Genomic DNA, 16,725 nt, shown 5'->3' on the forward strand with positions numbered 1-16,725 from the left:
TGTCATGATGTACGGTTACGAATGGGACACGACCACCTGGCTCACCTACACAACGTCGATCCTGCCCATCATCCTGATTGGCTTGACGGTGACCCTGAAGGCCGCCGCGGCCGGCTTCGCAATCGCGTTGGTGCTGGGGCTGGTCTTTGCGCTCCTGCGCAGGAGCCGCGTCAGGATGATTTCCTGGCCGACCGCTCTGATTGTCGAATTCCTGCGCGATACGCCGCTTCTGGTGCAGCTGTTTTTCCTTTATTACGTGCTTCCCGATTTCGGTATCGTGCTTCCCGCCTTCCTGACCGGTGCCCTGGCGCTCGGCCTGCAATATGCGGCCTATACGTCCGAGGTCTATCGCGGCGGCATCGAAGCAGTGCACCACGGCCAATGGGAAGCAGCCACTGCACTCAATCTGACGCAGATGCAGACCTATCGGGACATCATCATTCCCCAGGCAATCCCGCGTATCGTTCCGGCGATGGGCAACTACCTTGTCGCCATGATCAAGGAGACACCGGTCCTTTCCGTCGTCACCGTTCTCGAGATGATGGGGCTTGCCAACATGATCGGCGAGCGCACCTTCGAATATCTGGTGCCGCTGACGCTTGTCGGCCTCATCTTCCTACTTCTCACACTAATCTGCTCAGCAGGCCTCAACCGCCTGCAGAAGGCGCTCCCGAAAGCAGGAATACCGTTGCGATGACCAATATCATCAATCAGCCGCTTATCGAATTTTCCGACGTCACGAAGCGCTTCGGCATTCTGACGGTTCTCGACCATTTCAATTTCAGTGTCGCGAAGGGTGAAAAAGTCACGCTGATCGGCCCGTCCGGATCCGGCAAATCAACGGTCCTGCGCATTCTCATGACGCTGGAACCGTTTCAGGAGGGCAAGCTTACCCTGGCCGATATCTCCTATCACGAAAACGGAGGCAAAGGCCCTTTCAGGGCCTCGGAAAAGCACCTTCGCCAGATCCGCAATCACGTCGGCATGGTCTTCCAGAGCTTCAATCTCTTTCCGCATATGACTGTTCTGCGCAACGTCGTTGAAGCGCCGGTGCGCGTATTGGGCATCAGCCGTGGCGAAGCGGAAGCACGCGCCATCGAACTGCTCAAGATGGTGGGACTGGCGGACAAGAAAGATCACTATCCGGTGCAGCTTTCCGGCGGACAGCAGCAACGCGTCGCCATTGCCCGTTCGCTCGCCATGCGGCCCCGTGTCCTGCTTTTCGATGAGCCGACCTCGGCACTCGACCCGCAATTGGTGGGCGAAGTCCTTTCCGTCATTCGTGACCTCGCCCATGAGCACGACCTGACAATGTTGCTTGTCACGCACGAAATGCGGTTTGCCCGCGAAGTGTCGGACCGGGTCTGCTTCTTCGATAAAGGCCGCATCTGTGAGGAGGGTCTGCCGGAAGAGATATTCGGCTCGCCGAAACAGGAGCGGACGCGCGAATTCCTCTCTTCGGTACTCAGGTAAGTGACGCTTCACTCCGGTTGAAAAAGGAACATCCATCCGCGCGCGGCTGAGTGCGATACACCGGCTTAAACTCATCTCGTTTAAGGGTCTATGGCAGCAGGATTGCAGCCGGTTGAGCCGTCCTGCGCGCTTGTGTCCAGCAAGAGGCAACGTGGACGGCAGTTTATGGAGTACCGAGCTCCAGTCGCCGGTTGATATTGATGCCCTTCAGAAATGCCTCGTCATGGCTGACGACCAGCAATGCGCCATCATAGGCCCGCAGCCCTGCCTCTACGGCTGCAATGGAATCGATATCGAGATGGTTCGTCGGTTCATCGAGGATCAGCAATTGCGGAGGCTGCGGACCACCCAGAACACAGGCGAGACCGGCCCGCAGCATCTGCCCGCCCGAAAGCGTTTCGACCACCTGCAACGCGGCATCGGCGCGGAACATGAAGCGTGCGAGCGCTGCCCGGCAGGCATTTTCTCCCGCCTTCGGGTTAAGCTTTAGAAAATTGTCGCGGATTGACAGCGTCACATCCAGCAAGCTGACCTGCTGGTCCAGAAATGCGGATTTCACCGGAAGGTGCACTGTCCCGGCAAGCGGCAAAAGCTCACCCGTGATCACGGAAAGCAGCGTGGTTTTCCCCGACCCGTTCGGGCCGCTGAGAGCAACGCGCTGCGGGCCGGTGATCTCGAAGGAGAGATCGCGAAGGACGGGCTGCTCGGGAGAATATCCCGCGGTCAAGTTTTGCAGGCTCAGCACGGTTCTGGTCGTGTGCAATCCGCTGGATGGCAAGGTGACGGTGACGCCCTGCAGGACTTCGATACGCTCGCGTGCGGCCTTCAGATCTTCTGTCGCTTCTGCGCTCAAACGGTTGGCGAGATTGGCATTGTCGCCGCTGGTTTTTTCGGCTCGCCTTTTCATCCCGCCGACCACAATGCGAGGCATGTCTCCCTTCGCAGCTTTTGCAGCACCTCTGGCATCGCGGCGGGCTTTGCGCTCCGCCACCTCCTGCGACCTGCGTTTCACCTCGGCCAATCGCTTTTCGGCGCTTGCGAAATCCTGTTCGGCAGCGGCCAGTTCCAGCGCCTTTTGGGCACGGTAATGGCTCCAGTTACCGCCATAACGCGTGACGCCCAGCGTCGTCATCTCCACGATCGCATCAAGGGTTTCGAGAAGTTCCCGATCATGGCTGACGACGATCGCCCCGCCGCGCCAGGCCGCCAGAAAATCCGCGACAAAGGCACGTCCGGCCCGGTCGAGATTGTTGGTCGGCTCGTCGAGGATCAAGAAATCCGGCGCGGCGTTTATTTGTGCCGCAAGTGCGGCCCTTGTGCGCTGCCCGCCAGACAGGGCTGAAAGCGGCGTCGAGGGTGATGCATCAAGCCCGACCCGTGACAGCGCATCGGCAATTTTCTCCTCCAGCATCCAGTCGACGTCGTTGAGTTCGTCAAGCGTCGCCGTTCCTGCTTGGGCGCGGTCGAGAACCTGCAAGGCATCGCGCGCATCGAAGAGGTCCGCGACGGTTTTGTCGCAGCTGACCTGGACGCTTTGGCGCAGGACACCGATACGACCGGACACGGCGACAGTGCCAACGGAAGGCGACAATTCACCGGCGATCAGCTTCAACAATGTCGTCTTGCCGACACCGTTGCGCCCGACCAGACCTGTACGTTCGAGACCGAAGCAAAGATTGATATTGGAAAAAAGCGGATGACCGTCAGGCGTCGACCACGAGAGGTCCGAAAGAGTGATGGCGTGCGGCACGGATATTATTTCCCCGAATGACAAGGCTTTGTGGCTTTGCGGTCGGGTTAAAATCCATGGTTCACCATCCTGTTCGTGCTGCGGACGACAGTTCTTTATGCGTGAAAAATGGCATGGTCGTGGCAAAGAAGGCTGGGTTTAGTGAGTTGCAGGGTGCACGATATCTCGTCCACCCTGCCCCGTATTCACTGGATTACTTGCCTTGCGCCGGCCTTGCGAGACCCAGCAGATGGTAAAAGGCGATTGCGCCGATCGTTGCCGTGCCGATGCCATCCAGCGTGAAGCCGGCGACATTGAGCTTGAAGTTTCCGGCACCCAGTACCAGCGCGATACCCACCGTGATGAGGTTGCGGGGCTCGGAAAAATCGACCTTGTTTTCAACCCATATGCGCCCGGCGGTCGCCGCTATCAGGCCGAAGACGACGACCGACAGGCCGCCAATGACGGGTCCGGGTATCGTCTGGATGAGCGCGCCGAATTTCGGCGAGAAGCCGAGAATGATGGCGACGAGTGCGGCGACGATGAACACAAGCGTCGAAAAAATGCGCGTGATCGCCATGACACCCATGTTTTCCGCGTAAGTCGTCATTCCCGTTCCGCCGAAGGCGCCGGAGAAGATGGTTGCGATGCCGTCACCGATGAAGGCGCGGCCAAGATAGGGGTCGAGATTGCGGCCGGTCATCGCCCCTATCGCCTTGATATGCCCAAGATTTTCCGCCACCAGAATGACAACGACCGGCGCGATCAGGGCAATGGCCGGCGCGGAGAATTCCGGCGCGGTGAATGTCGGCAGTCCGAACCAGGATGCCGCCGCAACGCCTGTAAAATCGACGGGTTTGCCGAGGTCGAAGCCATTGGCCAGAACCAGATAGGCAATATAGGCAATCGCACCGCCGATGAGGATGGGCAACCGGCGCACCATACCCGGCGCATAGACCGCAATTGCACCGACGGATGCGACCGTCAAAATCGCAATCCAGCGCGATAGCTGGTCGCCATCGGGATTGCCCGGGCCCGTGCCGGAGGCGCTGGCTATGGCAATGGGCGCAAGTACGAGACCGATCGCGGCAACGATCGCGCCGGTCAGAACGGGCGGCATCAGCCGCTCGATCCAGTTATGGCCGACGATCATGACGATGACGCCGATCAGCGCATAAAGCACGCCGGCAGCAATGATGCCGCCCAGTGCAAGCGCGATGTTCGGGCTGGCCGCACCGGCGGCCGCGCCGGTCGCCACCAGCACGGGGCCGATAAATGCGAAAGACGAGCCGAGATAGCTCGGCACCCGGCCGCCCACGGCGATGAAGAAGATCAGCGTCGAGATGCCTGAAAACAGGATGGAAACATTCGGATCGAAGCCCATGATCAGTGGCGCAAGAACCGTGGAGCCGAACATCGCGACGACGTGCTGCAACCCGAGCACCGCGGTCTGCCCGGCGGGCAGCCGCTCATCCGGCATGATGCGCCCTTCGGTTTTCAATCGCCAACGCGGAAAATAGCCACCCGTATCGCTCATCATCGTCCCCCACGAACCGGCCGGCGCGCGCTGGACGGGCTTTTCCGTTTCAGTCCACAGCCGGGCAAAAAGATTTGTCTTTCCATGATATGCGCCCGTCGACCGAGATCGAATCGGTGGCCGGCACATCTTTTCTCCGGTAGCGCGATTGCCTGCCGCTGTCATCGGGTCGAATACGGTCGAAAGGCGCTTTGACGCGGGAGAGATCAACTCCCGCGCCGAAGACATGGAGCCCGGAATGCTGTCCCGATGCTTATTCTGCCCTGTCGAGCGCCGTCAAAATCTCATAGGCCGCAGAAACCCGCTCCTCATTGGGATAGTTTTTATTGGCCAGAATGACGATGCCCCGTTTCTGCTCAGGTATGAACGCGACATAAGCGCCGAAACCATTGGTGGAGCCGGTCTTGTTGATGAAGACATCCTGCCGGGGTTTCATCGGCGGTGAGATTTCGGAGACAGGCACTGTCTTGAGCAGGGCGCCGGAGTTCGCATCGGTGAGCGTCTTCAGGGCGGCCGGGTACGCATATTGCTCCCAGATCATATCCTGCGTCATGGCACCGACGCTGAAATATCCCGTGTGGGTGTTGATGATCGCCTGCTGGATTTTTCCGTCCAGCTTTTCCAGACCCATATTCGCGTTGACGAAACGGATCATGTCGTCGACTGTCGATCTGACGCCATAAGCCTCTGAAGAAAGAATGGCGGGTGTCATGCGGGCCGGCTCGCCGGTTCTCTTATAGCCCTGCGCATAATCGGCCATCTTCGCCTTGGGCACGGTCGTGAAGGTGTTCTTCAATCCCAGCGCGGGAAACAGCGTGTCCTGCATGGCGCTGTCAAAACCTTTACCCATGGCCTTTGCAGTGACATATCCAAGCATTCCAATGCTGGGATTGGCATAACTTCTATGGGTTCCGGCCTTGTATGAGGGCTTCCAGGCCTTGAGATAGGCCAACAGCTGCTGCTCCGTCTTGATATTCTCGGGCACCTGAATGGGGAAGCCGCCGGCCGTGTGAGTGCCAAGATGCATCAAGGCGACATCGCCGAAGGGCTTGCCCTTCAGGGACGGCAGATAGTCACCCACCCTGCCGGAGAGCGACAGCTGGCCATTCAACTCCGCATAGGTGCTGAGCGTGACGGTGAATGTCTTGCTGATGGAGCCAAGCTCGAAAAGCGTCTGCGGGGTGACGGGCTGGCCCGTGCTCTTGGACATGACGCCATAGGTGAAGATATGATTTTCGCCACCGACACTGATGGCGACGGCCAGACCCGGAATGCCGTTTTTCTCCATGACCGGCTTGATCGCGGCATCCGTTATCGCCTTCAGCCTGGCATCATCAGCAGCGAGTGCCTGCGTAAACAGGCTCGCCGAGAGCAAGGCGGTCAGTGCGACATGTCTGCGATTAAGTTTCATCTTTCGCTTTCTCCAAAACCTAAGGTGGATTTTCGGCACGTGCGCCGCCCCCAGCGAAAGAGGTTTAACCGCCCTACATTGCACGAACAAATCATGATATCTCGGAGGAGACATAATAAAATCTAGGTCTTGAATGGTTCGGCAATTTCTTCCCCTGAATGGCTTGAGGGCGTTTGAGGCCTCAGCCCGGCACCTCAGCTTCACCCGTGCGGCCATCGAACTGCGTGTGACGCAGGCGGCGGTGAGCCAGCAGGTGAAAGGGCTGGAAAAGCGGCTCGGGGTTTCGCTTTTCCAGCGGCTTCCAAGAGGTTTGAAAATCACCGCCGAGGGCGAGGCCCTGCTGCCGACGGTCACCAGTTCCTTCGACCAGATGGCGACCACACTTGACAGGATCGAGGCCGGACAGGTGCGCGAGCTGCTGTTTCTGGGAGTTGTGGGAACCTTTGCCGTGGGCTGGCTGCTGCCCCGCCTGAAGGCATTTCAAAAGCAGCATCCATTCATCGATGTCAGGGTTTCCACCAACAACAACCGGGTGGACATGGCCGCCGAAGGGCTGGATTTTGCCATTCGCTTCGGTCAGGGCTCCTGGCATGGCACGGATGCGTTCCGGCTTTTCGAGGCGCCCCTGTCGCCTCTGTGTACGCCGAAACTGGCGGAAACGCTGAAGTCTCCCGCCGATCTCGTGGAGGCGACGCTGCTGCGCAGCTACAGGTCTGACGAATGGGCGACGTGGTTTGCAACAGCTGGCGTGGCACCGGTGGCGCAGGTGAATGCCGGGATCGTTTTCGATACGTCGCTCGGCATGATGGAGGCCGCCTTGCAGGGGCTGGGGGTGGCGCTGGCTCCACCCTCGATGTTTTCGCGGCACCTGGCATCCGGGGCGATCGTGCAGCCCTTTCCCATCACCATATCACTCGGCAGCTACTGGCTGACGCGGTTGCAATCAAAACCGCAGACGGCGGCCATGCAGGCCTTTTCCGACTGGATGTTCGCCAATATTGGCCCTGCGCAGGACGGCCTATGAGAGGGCAAGCAGGACACCGCCAATGGCGGAGATGACCACAACGATCCATGGCGGCGTTTTCCACACCGTCAACAGGATGAAGCCGGTCAGCGCAAGCGCGAAATCCTTCTGGGTGAAGATGGCGCTTGTCCACACCGGATCGTAAAGTGCTGCGCCGAGAATGCCGACAACGGCGGCGTTTGCCCCGCGCATGGCCGCCTGCGCCAGAAGATGCCTACGAAACCCTTCCCAGAAGGGCAGCGCGCCGACGAGCAGCAGCATGCCCGGTAGGAAGATCGCGAGGAGAGCAATGGCCGCCCCAACAATACCGTTCGGCGGCGGCCCCACCACCGCGCCAAGATAGGCCGCGAAAGTGAAGAGCGGGCCGGGAACGGCCTGGGTTGCACCATAACCGGCAATAAATGCATCTTTCGTGACCCAGCCCGTTGCGACGACTTCCGATTGCAGCAAGGGCAACACCACATGGCCACCGCCGAAGACGAGCGCGCCGGCACGATAAAACGCATCGAACAGGGAGAGGCCCTGCGATCCGGCCATTGCCGCGAAGAGCGGCAGGAAGGCCAAGAGAAGCGCGAAAGTGGCGAGCGCGATATACCCGATGCTTTTCGGCACCCGGAATGCGAGATGGGCGGCCTGACGTGTGGCATTCGTGCGGCAGAAGGCGAGACCGGCAATGGCCCCGACGGCAAGTGCGAGGATCTGGCCGAAGGCACCGGCGAGAAACACGACGCAGATGACGCCTGCCAGCGCAATGCTGGCGCGTTCACGATCCGGGGCGAGGCTTTTCGCCATGCCCCAGACCGCCTGCGCCACGACGGCAACGGCAACGATCTTCAGGCCATGCAACAGGCCGGTGCCGACCGGCCCCTCAATGGAGGCGGCAACCATGGCGAAGAAAAAGAGGAGGATGGCGGATGGCAGGGTAAACGCCGTCCAGGCCGCCAGCGCGCCAAGCGGGCCTGCCCGCAGCAACCCCAGCGCAAAACCAACCTGGCTGGAGGCAGGACCGGGAAGAAACTGGCAGAGCGCCACGAGATCGGCATAACCCGCCTCATCGATCCATTTGCGCCTAACGACCAGCTCATCGCGGAAATAACCGAGATGGGCGATGGGACCTCCGAAGGAGGTGACCCCGAGTTTCAGGAAGGTTGCGAAAACCTCGCCGGGCGTGCCGTGCTTTTGGCTGTCCGCTTCGGTGCGCATGGCCTGTGTTGACGATTTCACGAAAGAACTCCCTGCGTGCAACGGCTGCTCGTCAACACACTGTCGGCTTCAAAATGATTTCGGTATCAGACACTATTACGACAGGGATATGAAGGGGCTGGCTGGGTCGACACCGGAAAGTCGCGCTCACTCTCCGGCGTCTTTGGCAATTATCCGGCGAAGGGCCTATCGCTCGGTCGGCAACAATGCGGCGAAGTGCGAAATCCAGCCATTTTCATCGGTACCGCCGGAGAAACCCGTGGCATCCCAGATGATGTGATGCCTGTTGCTGCCGCTGTGAATGGTCACCGCGGCGGCGATGGGGGTCGGGGATCGCCACGAAAAATTCCGGTTCGCCCCCGGTGCGAGGTGGCTGAGGGATTCAAGCTGAACATCGTCGAGGAACAGCACCGTGCTCATCTCGGTCTCATAGAGGTTCTCCCATCGCGCCTGCGCCAGCGCATTTGCCGCCTCAACGAGAAGATTGCTCTCACCCACGGGATCGGCCAGGGCCGCCCGGCGCCATGCGGCGAAGATACCAGCGATATCGTCCATATCGAGCCCAAGGCTTGAGAGGAACTCGATGGTCTGGTCATTGCCGAAGGCATCGTAGCCCGCTTCACCGAAGGGCCGGATATGCTTGACCACGAAACTGCTGAGAATTGGCATTTTTATCTCCTTTTTGAGCATGAGCCACCTGTTCCCGGACATTGATGTGCAGGGTCGGTTGGCGGGATTTGTGGGTTGATCTGGGTGCCGGGATATCTCCGGCGACAGATGGAAAGGTGGTCGGCTTGCCGCTTAGCCGAAGATGATGGCGACGCGGGCTGGCATTTCCAGGAATTCCCGCAGGCCGATGCGTGTTCTGGTGCCGCCCTGTCCGGCCGGCCATGGATCGAGGATATGAAGATCCAGATCCTTGCCATTCACGGTGTAGCCATAGACGAGGTAGTAATGGATATGCGTGCCGATGACGAAGACGCGGTTGTTATCGATTTCGCGTCTGGCGATATCGGCCGTCAGGCCGTCGACAAAGTGGCCGCCGGTCGTCGTGTGATCGAAGGCATTCCACTGGCTGGAAACCAGCTTGACGATATTGCTGTTCGGATTGGCGCCGCCCAGTTCATTGATGCTGGCGGACTGATCCAGAACCTGCGCCAGCTCCCAGCGCTCCTGAACCTGCGGATCGACGGTCGCGAGCGCTGCGGTATTGCGCCGCGCAATCTCGTATTGTGTGGCTGGGCCGAGCCCGTAATAGGCCCGTACCATCTGTTCGACAGCGGCAAAGCACCAGGCGGCGGTCGCCTGGGCGATCAAGGCGGGAGGGTTGTTGACTGTTGGCATGGTCTTCTCCTTCTTGAAAATGACGGGGCACGGATTGCGCTTCGATGGCGACCGGATACCCGCTTTGATGTTTCACAGGGTGGGTGTTGAGGTTTCGGTGAGGCTGGCCGTCCTGCCGGCATATGCGCCGGCAGGACACTGCCCGTGATCTTCCGGAGGGGACGAGTACCGCTTAAGACCACGGATACGCTTCCTGCCCGGCCGGGACAGGAAATGCAGTCGCGAACAGGATCAGCCGGTTTTGCTCAGATCCTGGCGATAGGCCTGCAGCGACGCGATTTTTGCGTCCGCCGCGGCCTCGCGTTCGGCGACGATGGCCGAGACCTTTTCCGAGGCTTCCGCCATATAGTTCGTGAGATCAGTGCCGGTGAGATATTTCCCCTGCAGCTTGTTGAGCTTCGACCATCCATCCGCAAAGCTGCGGTTGAACCTGTCGCTGACGGTCGCGACCGCATACCATTGGCCGGTCTGCCTGACGAAGAACTCGTTGACGGAGCGGACGAGCTGGGCGAGGCGGTTCTTGCGGATGACCTCCAGTTCGGCCACATTGTCGATCGCCTTGATCTGGTGCTCGGCATCGTCGGCCACGGCCTGCATGAAATCGGCGAAGCTTTTGAAGAAAAAGGCGATTTCTTCAATGATTTCCTTCATGCGTTTCAGCGCCGTAATGCTGACATTGAGGGATTGGACCGCAAGCTTGATCTTGTCGTCCTCGGCCTGTTTCCCCTTGAGCAGAGCGTTGATCTTTATGAGTTCGGCGGCCTGGGTGCGGCGTTCGTTCTCATAGGCTTCCGCCTTGTCGATCATCTTCATCTGCATGTCGCGCAGGCTTGCGGCCTGTTGCTGCTGCTCGTCGGTGAGCTTGCCGAGCCCCTTGTCGAGCGCGTCGAGTGAAGCCTGCAGGCTGGAAATCAGGGTCTGCTGACCTGCAATCTTTTCCTCCTGCGCTTTCAGTTCCGCAGCGCGGGCGGTCAGGCGTTTATCGAGTTCGGCAAGTTCCACGGCCTTGCTCGATTTCGGGTCAGCGCCATCGGCGTCTTTCGCCAGCGCCGACCTGCTGTCCTCCAGCGATTTGATGTCCGTCTTCAAGCTATCGCGTTTTTCCTCGCTCTTGCGCAGTTCTGCCTTCTGCTCGGAAAGCTTGCTCTGGGTGGCTGCCCCATCCGCCTTTCCGCCGCCGGTTGTCGGTGTGCGCGAGCCGCCGCCCTGCCCCTGCCCGTCGGCATCCTGGCCACCCCTGGACTGTCCTTGAAGCGCGCCGCCGACCGAAGAGGCCAGCATGGAGGCCGGGCCGCCCGCCACCATGGCGATTGCGGGGATGGCGCTTGAAATCATCTGTGCGCCGACCCGGACGATCGACATGATAAAAGCACGCTCCTCGGCCGTATTGGCCCGCTTTTCATATTCGCGGGCCTTCTTTTCGAACTCCGCAACCTGCGCCTTCAGATCATTCACAAGCGCTTCAAGCTGCTGACGACGCGCGTCGGCCTCGCGGATCTCCCGCTCCATCGTCGCCTTGTCTTCCAGACGCTTGCTCAACACCATTTCGCTGGCATCGGTGATCTGCGCCGTTGCCTTGATGATGTCGTCATAGGTGGAGGCGACCTTAAGGAGATCGTCCCGCACTTCCAACGCCTTGTCGCGGATGCTTTTCGCGAGCTTGATCAAATCGTTGGAGACGAAGGCCTTGATCTCGCTTTGGTCATTTCCCTCGCGGACGTCCAGCCACTCCGGGAAAAGATCGTCGACTGAAATGCGGACGCGATTGGCAATATCCATCGCATGTCTCATGGTGATTTCACTGTTCTGCTGCGCCCTTATCAGGCTGTCCATGATGGCGCTGATGCGGCCGCGGATTTTGCCTTCTTCCTGCGGCGTGGTGTTGTAGGCGATGTAGAGCAGGTCGATCGCATTGTCCGTGTCACGCTTGGCGCGATCGACATCATAGGTTCCCTGGATCTTGTCGACATAATACCGGACGAGCGCCGTATCCGCTTTGGGAAGGCTGAATTCCGGCTTCGACACGATCGCCTCGACATCGGCGTCGATCGCGCTGTTCAGTTTGGCTTCCCGGCTTTCGAGATTAACGACATTGTTCATTTTCATGCTCCTGTGGATGGGTGGTTATGGAGAGTCATGGGGTTGATCGTTTACGATCCGCACTGCTTCTTCGCGTCATCAGGCAGTCCGGCCTCGGTGGAGGAAATGAACTGCGGCACGTCGCTGGTCAGGCCGTCGATCTCGGCGGACAGCCGGTTGACCTGACGTATTTTCGCGTCGTCAGGATTGACCTCGCGCGCTTCCTTGAGAGCATTGGTGAAGTTGCCGACCTGAGTGTTAAAGTCCTGCACCTTGACATTGATGGTGGAAATCGCCGCTTTGAGCCGGGTGATCTGCTCTTCCAGAGTTTTCACCGCATTCTCGTTTTCCGCGTGGCTCTGTTTTGCCGCCGCAAGCTGGCGGCGATTGTTGTCGAGCTGGTTGCGCACGCCTTCAAGAGCCGACCGGGCATTGTCCAGCCGCGGCAGCGCGGTGCGGTATTCCCTCTCCGCGTCGTTCATCCAGCCAAACGCCTTCACCGCGGCGTCACCGGCCTGGCAAATGCCCGGCAGGAAGAAGAGGACCCCGCTGCATATTCTTACTCTCTTGGCCTGCTCGTCCCTTTCCCTTCGGGCTTTTTCGAAGGTGGCCTGACGCGCCCTGACGTTCTCGCTCTCGGATCGAACGAGATCCTCGTAGCCCTTCACGCTGCTTTCGGACTGCACCACCTGCCGTTCCAGCTCGATCTGCAGATACTTGGCCTGCCCCAGCGCCTTTTCGCGGTCGGCGCTGAGCTGCTGCTGCGCCGTCAGATGCTCCATCAGGCACACGGATCGACGGCCGAGCAGCTCCCGGCTTGCTTCCGCCTGCTCCAGTTTCGATTGAAAGACGGCCAGCTGCTCGGCAGACAGGGTGGCCGCATCGGCAGGTGCCACATAGCGCATCGCCGGCAAATCGAACTGCGCCGCGATTGCGACGAGGCCGGCAAAAATAACATGTCGAAGTTGCATCGCTTCATCCTCCTTGGAGAATTGGGGGGTGGATAAAAAGGCATTGCGAAGCCGGTGGCCGCTCGGCATCGCTGCCGACCGCGCCATGAACCCGGTAGAAACATCTGGATGTCAGCTGGCCCGGGATGCATCCTCTGCAACTTCGTCAAGCCCCAAAAAACAACCATCAAAGATTGTGTTTCCAGATACCCAACGAAAGATTTCGCATCCATGGACATATAAAAATAGGCAATAAAAACAGGCGATAACATTCTCGTTAGCGCGACTTTCATAAACCGTTTCAAAAGAACACATATTTTAACGCGCCCTTTAACATTCAATTTATGAGAGTATTTTTTAATACCGTTCAATGAGACGGCGGGGGAGTGCAACAAATTGCACATATCCCCATGACCGCAAATTCTGGGCTGTCCCGCCTTCAATGAATGGGCGTAGCCGGCGCATGAAACTCACGCCTTGGATTTCGCCATAAAGTAGTGACGACCTAGAAGCCTACGGGAGAAAGGCATCTCGAAGAGAGATTTCGCAAGTTTCAAAACCGCTCCCGCAGGGGAATTCCGTTCGGCCGCCGCCGGACATGCTTCTCGAGAGGTTGACCCCACTTGCGAACCGGATTCTGAACGACGAGGCTTTTGATGAGGCGGTCACCCACCTTTGCGCGCAGATATCGATCGTGTTTCAGCGGGAACGACGCCTTGTTCGTGCGATCGGCGATTTCGGCGCATTCGCCACCGTTGTGTGCGCTCTCGGGCTGGGGTCTATCCATGGCCGACAGTTCACACTGGCCGCGGTTCAGGCGATCGTCGTCCCGAGAGGGTGGGTCTCCAGCCGCAGGACACGGGCGTTGATCGACTGGCTTGAGCTTGAGGGCACGGCACAGCGGCATCCGCCGAGCCACGATAACCGCGAGCGCCCATGGTCGTTGAATGGCTGGCTGGTTCTCGCGGTGCAGACGCTGGCAACGGCCTATCTCGCGGCAGCCTCCCCCTGGGTCGAACATAGGGCGGAGACGCCCGGGATGATGTCGGCCGGAGCAAGCGCTCTTATCGAGGGAGTGAGCTGGCTTTTGAGGCAGACGGACGAACTGCATCCAGTCTCGGAGGAAACACGGATGTTTATGGGGCACGCGCCCGGATTTCCCATCCTGCTGGACCTTGTAGTTGCCACCAAAACCAGCGCATTTGATACAACGGGCTGCGAGTTTTCCCGCAAGGCGGCAGCACGCGCCTACGGTATCAGCCGCGCCCACGTCACGGCGCTGCTGGCGAGGGCAGAGCGACTGAATTTCCTGCGGAGAAACGGCTCCAGAATAGTTCTCGGCGATCAGACATTGCGAAATGTGCAACGCGATCTGGCCTATCAGCTCGCCTTCGTTGTTTTATGGTCGGCGAGTTCCAAACCGTGACGGTCTCCATGGCTCCCTGAGGAAGCAACCATTCTGTCCGGCTGGAATGTTTCCAGCAATCCGCGATAGGGCTTGAGGACCGGCGTGGCATAAGCGCCGCGTTTGGCCGTCGAAAGCCCCATGGCCACCAGCGCTTCCGCCTGCTTGACGGCGGCGGCGACGCCATCGATGACGGGCACGCCGAATTCGCTGCGCAATTCGGCGGTAAGGTCGGCCATGCCGGCACAGCCGAGCACGATCGCCTCCGCGCGGTCATTCTTCAGCGCCAGCGAAATCTCTTCGCGCAGCCTTTCGCGGGCATTCGAGCCGGGCTCTTCCAATGACAGGACCGGAATATCGGCGGCACGGACATTGCAGCGGGAAGACATGCCGTAACGATGGACGAGGTGTTCGAGCGGCAGTCGTGAGCGTTCCATCGTTGTCACGATGGTGAACCTTTGTGCGATGAAGGCGGTGGCGGAAACCGCCGCCTCGCAAATGCCGATGACCGGTATATCGGCAAGTGCACGGGCCGCATCGAGCCCCGTATCATCGAAACAGGCAATGATGGCGGCATCCGCACCGAGCGCCGGAGCCTTTGCAATCTCCAGGAGCAGGCCGGGTACGGCGAAAACCTCGTCATAATATCCCTCGATGGAGACAGGCCCCATGGATGAGGTGACGGCCAGGATTTCCGTTCCCGGATTGGATACACGCACCGCCGCATCGGCGATCGTCTCGGTCATGGATTGCGTCGTGTTCGGGTTGATGACGAGGATGCGCATGGTGTGTTTTTTCATCCACGCAAATGGCGGCGGTTCAGGGTGACGATCAGGCCGAGCGTGCCCGCAATCACCAGGAAGGAGAACAGGGTCGTGACGGCGCCAAGCGCATAAAGCACCGGCGTCGTGACATTGGTGGTCATGCCGTAAATTTCCAGCGGCAGGGTATTGTAGGTGCCCGATGTCATCAGCGTGCGGGCGAACTCGTCATAGGAGAGCGTGAAACCGAACAGGCCGACGCCGATCAGGCTCGGCGCGATCATCGGCAGCACCACATGGGCAAATGTTTGCCAGGAGGACGCGCCAAGGTCACGGGCTGCCTCCTCATAGGATGGCGAGAAGCGGTTGAACACGGCCAGCATGATGAGCACCCCAAATGGCAGCGTCCAGGTGAGATGGGCGCCGAAAGCTGATGTATACCATGAGGGCTCCAGCCCAAGCTGTTGGAAAAGAACGCCAATGCCAAGCGATATTATAATCGACGGCACCACGAGGCTGGCAACCGAAAGATAAAACAAAGGCGTCGCGCCGATGAATTTTCGCCGGAAGGCAAGGCCGGCCAGAAGCGAAACGATGACGGTGACGATCATGACCATCAGGCCAAGCCCGAAGGAGCGGCGGAACGAGCCGCCGAAATCACCGACCGCCTGCTGTTCGAAGAGATTGGCGAACCAGTGCAGCGAAACACCGTTCAGCGGAAAGGTCAGTCCGCCATTCGGTCCCTGAAAAGCGAGGATGAGGATGGCCGACAGCGGGCCGTAAAGGAACAGCACGAAGAGGGCGAAAAAGAAGGCGAGGATGTAAAATTCGCGGCCGCGTTTTTCCTGATGCATGGGATTAGAGCTCCTTGCGAATGTCAACGATGCGCAGGATGCCCGCGACCATCAGCAGAACGAGAATGAGCAGAATGACGGCGTTTGCGGCGGCCGCCGGATATTGCAGCAGCGACATCTGGTTCTTCATCATCAGCGCCACGGAAGCGCTTTGCCCGCCGGACATGACCTGAACCGTCGAAAAATCCGCCATCACCAGCGTCACGACAAAGATGCTGCCGATGGCCATGCCGGGTTTGGCAAGGGGAATGATGACGTTCCAGAGTGTCTGCCAGCCCGTTGCACCGGCGTCACGCGCCGCTTCAATCAGCGCTTTGTCGATGCGCATCAGCGTATTGAAGATCGGCGTGACCATGAACAGCGTATAAAGATGCACCATGGCCAGCACCACGGCGAAATCCGAATAAAGCAGCCACTCAATCGGCGCGGGCACGATGCCGGCGCTGACCAGCGTGCTGTTGACCAGCCCGTTGCGCCCTAGAACGGGTATCCACGAAATCATGCGGATGATGTTCGACGTCAGGAACGGCACGGTGCAGATGAGGAAGAGCACCATCTGCATGGTGGTTGTGCGGATGTGAAAAGCGAGAAAATAAGCGACCCAGAAACCGCAGAACAGCGTGATGGCCCAGACGATGGCGGCATATTTCAGCGTGTTGAGATAGGTCTGCCAGGTGACCCAGGAACCGAGCGTTTCCAGATAATTGAAGGTTACGAAATCGGGATACATCTGGGCAAAGTCATAGTCCCAGAAGCTGACGACGGCGATCATGACGATCGGCAGAAGCAGAAAGAAGCCGAGGATCAGGAAAAGCGGCGTGGCCTGAATATAGGACACGAGCTTTTGCGGCAGCACGAAGCTGCGGGACGGCCTGTCCTTTTTGTCGCTGACGCCGATGAGTCTGACCGTCACCATCATGAAGCCTTTCGCTGAATTTGGAGATGCACCGGCGGC

Annotated in this window: 15 protein-coding genes; 4 read left to right on the top strand and 11 right to left on the bottom strand. The window is 59.3% G+C overall.

Annotated elements, in window-relative coordinates; genetic code table 11:
• Positions 1-4 precede the first annotated feature (4 nt).
• Together ehuD and ehuA are read left to right on the top strand one after the other, a co-directional pair.
• Positions 5-697 (top strand): ectoine/hydroxyectoine ABC transporter permease subunit EhuD, encoded by a 693-nt coding sequence (gene ehuD, locus OK142_RS21010; RefSeq protein WP_035243392.1) that lies wholly within the window; start codon positions 5-7, stop codon positions 695-697.
• Complete coding sequence (gene ehuA / locus OK142_RS21015; RefSeq protein WP_082185943.1) at positions 694-1,473, top strand: ectoine/hydroxyectoine ABC transporter ATP-binding protein EhuA; 780 nt, start codon at positions 694-696, stop codon at positions 1,471-1,473. Before ehuD ends, ehuA begins: the two co-directional genes overlap by 4 nt.
• 163 nt (positions 1,474-1,636) lie before the next feature.
• Here the strand turns inward: ehuA and OK142_RS21020 are convergent, their stop codons facing one another.
• From OK142_RS21020 to ampC, 3 genes are all read right to left on the bottom strand, one after another.
• Positions 1,637-3,223, bottom strand: a complete 1,587-nt coding sequence (locus OK142_RS21020) for an ABC-F family ATP-binding cassette domain-containing protein (RefSeq protein ID WP_498684951.1) — start codon at positions 3,221-3,223, stop codon at positions 1,637-1,639.
• A gap of 193 nt (positions 3,224-3,416) precedes the next feature.
• Positions 3,417-4,739, bottom strand: a complete 1,323-nt coding sequence (locus OK142_RS21025; RefSeq protein ID WP_498684952.1) for a solute carrier family 23 protein — start codon at positions 4,737-4,739, stop codon at positions 3,417-3,419.
• Between the two features lie 253 nt (positions 4,740-4,992).
• Entirely contained in the window at positions 4,993-6,150 is a 1,158-nt protein-coding gene (gene ampC / locus OK142_RS21030) for a class C beta-lactamase (RefSeq protein ID WP_498684953.1), read from the bottom strand.
• Between the two features lie 133 nt (positions 6,151-6,283).
• Between ampC and OK142_RS21035 the strand changes: the two genes are divergently transcribed.
• A complete protein-coding gene (locus OK142_RS21035) occupies positions 6,284-7,174 on the top strand; it encodes a LysR family transcriptional regulator (protein ID WP_498684954.1) in 891 nt (296 codons plus the stop codon).
• On the opposite strand, the gene chrA is transcribed toward OK142_RS21035, so the two are convergent.
• From chrA to OK142_RS21060, 5 genes are all read right to left on the bottom strand, one after another.
• Positions 7,169-8,377, bottom strand: a complete 1,209-nt coding sequence (gene chrA / locus OK142_RS21040) for a chromate efflux transporter (protein WP_498685064.1) — start codon at positions 8,375-8,377, stop codon at positions 7,169-7,171. The genes OK142_RS21035 and chrA overlap by 6 nt on opposite strands.
• A gap of 186 nt (positions 8,378-8,563) precedes the next feature.
• Positions 8,564-9,046, bottom strand: coding sequence for a hypothetical protein (locus OK142_RS21045; RefSeq protein ID WP_498684956.1), 483 nt, complete (start codon positions 9,044-9,046; stop codon positions 8,564-8,566).
• A 132-nt stretch (positions 9,047-9,178) separates the two neighbouring features.
• Positions 9,179-9,721, bottom strand: coding sequence for a hypothetical protein (locus OK142_RS21050; protein ID WP_082185939.1), 543 nt, complete (start codon positions 9,719-9,721; stop codon positions 9,179-9,181).
• 231 nt (positions 9,722-9,952) lie between these two features.
• Positions 9,953-11,821 carry a tyrosyl-tRNA deacylase gene (locus OK142_RS21055; protein ID WP_498684957.1) on the bottom strand — a complete coding sequence of 623 codons (1,869 nt, stop codon included), beginning with the start codon at positions 11,819-11,821 and terminating at the stop codon, positions 9,953-9,955.
• A gap of 50 nt (positions 11,822-11,871) precedes the next feature.
• Positions 11,872-12,771, bottom strand: a complete 900-nt coding sequence (locus tag OK142_RS21060) for a hypothetical protein (RefSeq protein ID WP_498684959.1) — start codon at positions 12,769-12,771, stop codon at positions 11,872-11,874.
• A 592-nt stretch (positions 12,772-13,363) separates the two neighbouring features.
• Here OK142_RS21060 and OK142_RS21065 point away from each other — a divergent pair.
• Positions 13,364-14,176: a hypothetical protein gene (locus tag OK142_RS21065; protein ID WP_498684960.1), complete on the top strand. Its 813-nt coding sequence runs from the start codon at positions 13,364-13,366 to the stop codon at positions 14,174-14,176.
• Here the strand turns inward: OK142_RS21065 and OK142_RS21070 are convergent.
• From OK142_RS21070 to OK142_RS21080, 3 genes are read right to left on the bottom strand one after another with little or no spacing between them, the layout of a single operon-like run.
• Entirely contained in the window at positions 14,131-14,940 is an 810-nt protein-coding gene (locus OK142_RS21070; protein WP_498684962.1) for an aspartate/glutamate racemase family protein, read from the bottom strand. The genes OK142_RS21065 and OK142_RS21070 overlap by 46 nt on opposite strands.
• Before the next feature lie 11 nt (positions 14,941-14,951).
• Positions 14,952-15,770 carry an ABC transporter permease gene (locus tag OK142_RS21075; RefSeq protein ID WP_498684965.1) on the bottom strand — a complete coding sequence of 273 codons (819 nt, stop codon included), beginning with the start codon at positions 15,768-15,770 and terminating at the stop codon, positions 14,952-14,954.
• A gap of 4 nt (positions 15,771-15,774) precedes the next feature.
• Positions 15,775-16,686, bottom strand: a complete 912-nt coding sequence (locus OK142_RS21080) for an ABC transporter permease (RefSeq protein WP_498685065.1) — start codon at positions 16,684-16,686, stop codon at positions 15,775-15,777.
• Positions 16,687-16,725: the final 39 nt, after the last annotated feature.

The organism is Agrobacterium sp. BT-220-3 (assembly GCF_025910175.1).
In the GTDB taxonomy this organism is placed as follows: domain Bacteria; phylum Pseudomonadota; class Alphaproteobacteria; order Rhizobiales; family Rhizobiaceae; genus Agrobacterium; species Agrobacterium oryzihabitans.

What these genes read in the sequence shown, in the direction of transcription:
- OK142_RS21035 (WP_498684954.1), top strand. Translation starts at nt 6,284, where the DNA reads ATGGTTCGGCAATTTCTTCCCCTGAATGGCTTGAGGGCGTTTGAGGCC.
- OK142_RS21070 (WP_498684962.1), bottom strand. Translation starts at nt 14,940, where the DNA reads ATGCGCATCCTCGTCATCAACCCGAACACGACGCAATCCATGACCGAG.
- OK142_RS21080 (WP_498685065.1), bottom strand. Translation starts at nt 16,686, where the DNA reads ATGGTGACGGTCAGACTCATCGGCGTCAGCGACAAAAAGGACAGGCCG.
- ampC (WP_498684953.1), bottom strand. Translation starts at nt 6,150, where the DNA reads ATGAAACTTAATCGCAGACATGTCGCACTGACCGCCTTGCTCTCGGCG.
- ehuD (WP_035243392.1), top strand. Translation starts at nt 5, where the DNA reads ATGATGTACGGTTACGAATGGGACACGACCACCTGGCTCACCTACACA.
- OK142_RS21045 (WP_498684956.1), bottom strand. Translation starts at nt 9,046, where the DNA reads ATGCCAATTCTCAGCAGTTTCGTGGTCAAGCATATCCGGCCCTTCGGT.
- OK142_RS21055 (WP_498684957.1), bottom strand. Translation starts at nt 11,821, where the DNA reads ATGAACAATGTCGTTAATCTCGAAAGCCGGGAAGCCAAACTGAACAGC.
- chrA (WP_498685064.1), bottom strand. Translation starts at nt 8,377, where the DNA reads ATGCGCACCGAAGCGGACAGCCAAAAGCACGGCACGCCCGGCGAGGTT.
- OK142_RS21060 (WP_498684959.1), bottom strand. Translation starts at nt 12,771, where the DNA reads ATGCAACTTCGACATGTTATTTTTGCCGGCCTCGTCGCAATCGCGGCG.
- OK142_RS21050 (WP_082185939.1), bottom strand. Translation starts at nt 9,721, where the DNA reads ATGCCAACAGTCAACAACCCTCCCGCCTTGATCGCCCAGGCGACCGCC.
- OK142_RS21075 (WP_498684965.1), bottom strand. Translation starts at nt 15,770, where the DNA reads ATGCATCAGGAAAAACGCGGCCGCGAATTTTACATCCTCGCCTTCTTT.
- ehuA (WP_082185943.1), top strand. Translation starts at nt 694, where the DNA reads ATGACCAATATCATCAATCAGCCGCTTATCGAATTTTCCGACGTCACG.
- OK142_RS21025 (WP_498684952.1), bottom strand. Translation starts at nt 4,739, where the DNA reads ATGAGCGATACGGGTGGCTATTTTCCGCGTTGGCGATTGAAAACCGAA.